Genomic DNA, 2,533 nt, shown 5'->3' on the forward strand with positions numbered 1-2,533 from the left:
GGCCGGCCCCCACACCGCGATCACCTGGTGCGCCGCGCCCTCCCCTGGGGCATCGCCGTGGCCGGCGACGAACAACTCGTCGTCGGCCTCGGGCGCCTCCGCCGCTCCCGGAAACGGCTGCGGTTGCTCGAGCGTGAGGAGGGCGTGGTCGACCTCTGCCGCGGTGGTGTCGGCCGGGAGCACCGCGGACAGCCCCATCTGGCGCAACCGCCGCTCGGCCGGCTCGTCGCCGGGGGGATAGAGGCCGAGGACCCGTATGCCGTCCTCGGCGAGTCGCCCGAGGGAGCTGCGGTCCAGACCACGCAGGTCGGACGACACGACCGCAGCCTCCGCCAGCCCGCTGGCGGCAGCGGCGAGCAGGTCCGGCAGGTCAGCGCAGCGGCGCACCACCTGGCTGCTGCGAGCCTCCTCCAGCGTGGTCGTGAGTCGGCCGTCCCAGCGGTCGGCGACCGCGAGCAGGACCGAGAGGGTCACGACGCGTCCTGCAACGGCGACCCGGCGGCCGGCACGAGGGTGATCTTGTCGCCGCGGTCGACCGCGGCGATCAGGGCCTGCACCGTGTCCTCGGGCACCACCACCTGGACGGAGACGGTGGCCGCCCCGAGCAGGCTCTTCTGCTCGGGCACTCGGGCCACCACCGCAGAGTCCAGGACCCTGTCGGGTTTGCCGAAGGCCGAGCCCGACCCCTCCTTCCGTTCGGCGTTCACCCAGATGTCGACGACCGAGCCGCGGACCAGGACCTGGGCGGCCGTCGGGTCGACGGGGACCGTCAGCGTCTTGACGTGCACGCCGTCCGGCCCGGTGAGCGCTGAAGCGGGGACCAGCTCCCCCTCACGCACCGGCCGCAGGGCAAAGGTCCCCTCGTCGACCGGGTCGGAGGCGTCCACGTAGCTCGCCGCCACGTCCTCCAGATGGACCCGCACCGACGTCAGGTCGTCCTTGGTCACCGGCTGCCCCGGCACCAGGGCGTGCGCCGCGGCGAACACGGGCACCGTGTCGTCAGCGGCGGCGACCACGCGGGCGCCGGCCACGATCGCGACCAGCACGAGGAGCACTCCGACGACCAGCCGCCAGTCCTTCCAGGACGGCCGTTGCAACCGGGCCGCCATCGGTGTGGGTAGATCTGGCACGACACGGCCCCCATTGGATAACATGCGAACTGAAGCAAACGTAGGAATACCATGCTTAGTAGCGGCGTCGTCAAGACGACGTCAGCAGCCGGTAAAGACTCGGTCAGTTCGACCGGAGCACCACCAACGCCATGAGGAGGCCGAGTATGGGACCACGGTTCATCCAGCTGGCCGACGTCGCCGAGGTGCTGTCCATCTCCTCGGCGCAGGCCTACGCGCTCGTTCGCTCCGGCGAGCTGCCCGCCATCAAGGTCGGCGGACGGGGCCAGTGGCGGGTCGAGTCCGAGCAGCTGGAGAAGTACATCGAGCGGATGTACTCACAAACCCGGTCCTTCGTCGAGGCGCACCCGTTCGGACAGGGCCCCGACGGCGACGACGTGGCCTGACCACCGCCTGACCACCGCCCCGGCCGTCGCCCGCCGTCACCGGCTCCACACGACGGCGATCGCCGAGAACGGCACCACCAGGCGGTCGGTGACGTTGCCACGCCGCCGCGGCACGTCGGCCGGGTGCTGGGCGAGGTCGAGGTGGTCGGAGCCCACGCGATCGGGTGTGCCCGCGACCGAACGACCGTCGACGTCCAGCAGCCGCACCACCGCCCGATCCCGGCTCAGCACCCGCAACGCGTAGCCGAGCCCGAACCGACGCGCGACGTTGGGCAGCTGCTCCGACCGCTCCTCACACCCCGAGACCGCCAGCAACGCGCCGAACGGCACGACCGCACTGCGGCGCCCCGTCTCGAGCAACAGCCAGTCACGCCCGACGTCGGCCAGGTCGCCGGCGACGTCCCCGGCGCCCCGAATGCGCAGTTGCAACCGCCGTCCGGCCGAGGCCGCCAGCCGCTCCCCCAAGGCGACCTCGGCACGCTCGCGCCGGATCCGGTCGGCGATCTCCAGCTCGAAGCCACGAGCAGCCTCCGACTCGAGCTGTCCCTCCAGATCAGCGAAGAGCTCCTGCCAGCGCATGGAGACAACCTAGGGCGTCGGTTGCCGCGCCGTCATCACTCGTCCACCGATGGCATGGGCACCGTCGAGCTACGTTCTCCACAACAAACGTTGGCAAACGTGGTCAAACTGCACTAACCTCTCTCGAACGCACTGGGGAGGGATGGGACAGATGAAGCCACCGCAGCACGGACGGACGCTCCCGTGGCAGGACCGCAGGCACCGCAGACGAGCGGCCGTGCGCGGCGGGCTCGCGAGCGCACTCTGCGCCATGACAGCAGTCCTCCTGCTCGACGCCACGTGGACGGCTTGGGCCACCGCGCGGGTCCAACCGCAGCCGGTCGACGCGGTGCAGGTGAGCGCTCTCGGGCTGGCCACGCTCGCGGCCGTCTGGCTCACCCTGCTGGTGGCGTCGGCGACCGCGTCCGTTCTGCCAGGCGTGCTCGGCTCCTGGGGTCG

General features: G+C 71.5%; 4 protein-coding genes and 1 pseudogene. 2 read left to right on the plus strand and 3 right to left on the minus strand.

Annotated elements, in window-relative coordinates; genetic code table 11:
* Positions 1–474 (minus strand): annotated as a pseudogene (locus FRW57_RS20350) (AAA family ATPase); the annotation flags it as partial.
* A complete protein-coding gene (locus FRW57_RS20355) occupies positions 471–1,130 on the minus strand; it encodes an SAF domain-containing protein (RefSeq protein ID WP_152186911.1) in 660 nt (219 codons plus the stop codon). The pseudogene FRW57_RS20350 and the gene FRW57_RS20355, both read right to left, overlap by 4 nt.
* Positions 1,131–1,276: 146 nt before the next feature.
* On the opposite strand from FRW57_RS20355, the gene FRW57_RS20360 reads away from it, so the two are divergent.
* Positions 1,277–1,516 carry a helix-turn-helix domain-containing protein gene (locus FRW57_RS20360; protein WP_137122622.1) on the plus strand — a complete coding sequence of 80 codons (240 nt, stop codon included), beginning with the start codon at positions 1,277–1,279 and terminating at the stop codon, positions 1,514–1,516.
* Between the two features lie 36 nt (positions 1,517–1,552).
* Here the strand turns inward: FRW57_RS20360 and FRW57_RS20365 are convergent, their stop codons facing one another.
* Positions 1,553–2,095: a hypothetical protein gene (locus FRW57_RS20365; protein ID WP_137122623.1), complete on the minus strand. Its 543-nt coding sequence runs from the start codon at positions 2,093–2,095 to the stop codon at positions 1,553–1,555.
* Between the two features lie 250 nt (positions 2,096–2,345).
* On the opposite strand from FRW57_RS20365, the gene FRW57_RS20370 reads away from it, so the two are divergent.
* Positions 2,346–2,533 (plus strand): hypothetical protein (locus FRW57_RS20370; protein WP_152186912.1); only part of this gene is annotated, 188 nt, incomplete at its 3' end.

The organism is Segeticoccus rhizosphaerae, from assembly GCF_009192725.1.
GTDB classification, from domain to species: Bacteria; Actinomycetota; Actinomycetes; order Actinomycetales; family Dermatophilaceae; genus Segeticoccus; species Segeticoccus rhizosphaerae.

What these genes read in the sequence shown, in the direction of transcription:
- FRW57_RS20360 (WP_137122622.1), top strand. Translation starts at nt 1,277, where the DNA reads ATGGGACCACGGTTCATCCAGCTGGCCGACGTCGCCGAGGTGCTGTCC.
- FRW57_RS20365 (WP_137122623.1), bottom strand. Translation starts at nt 2,095, where the DNA reads ATGCGCTGGCAGGAGCTCTTCGCTGATCTGGAGGGACAGCTCGAGTCG.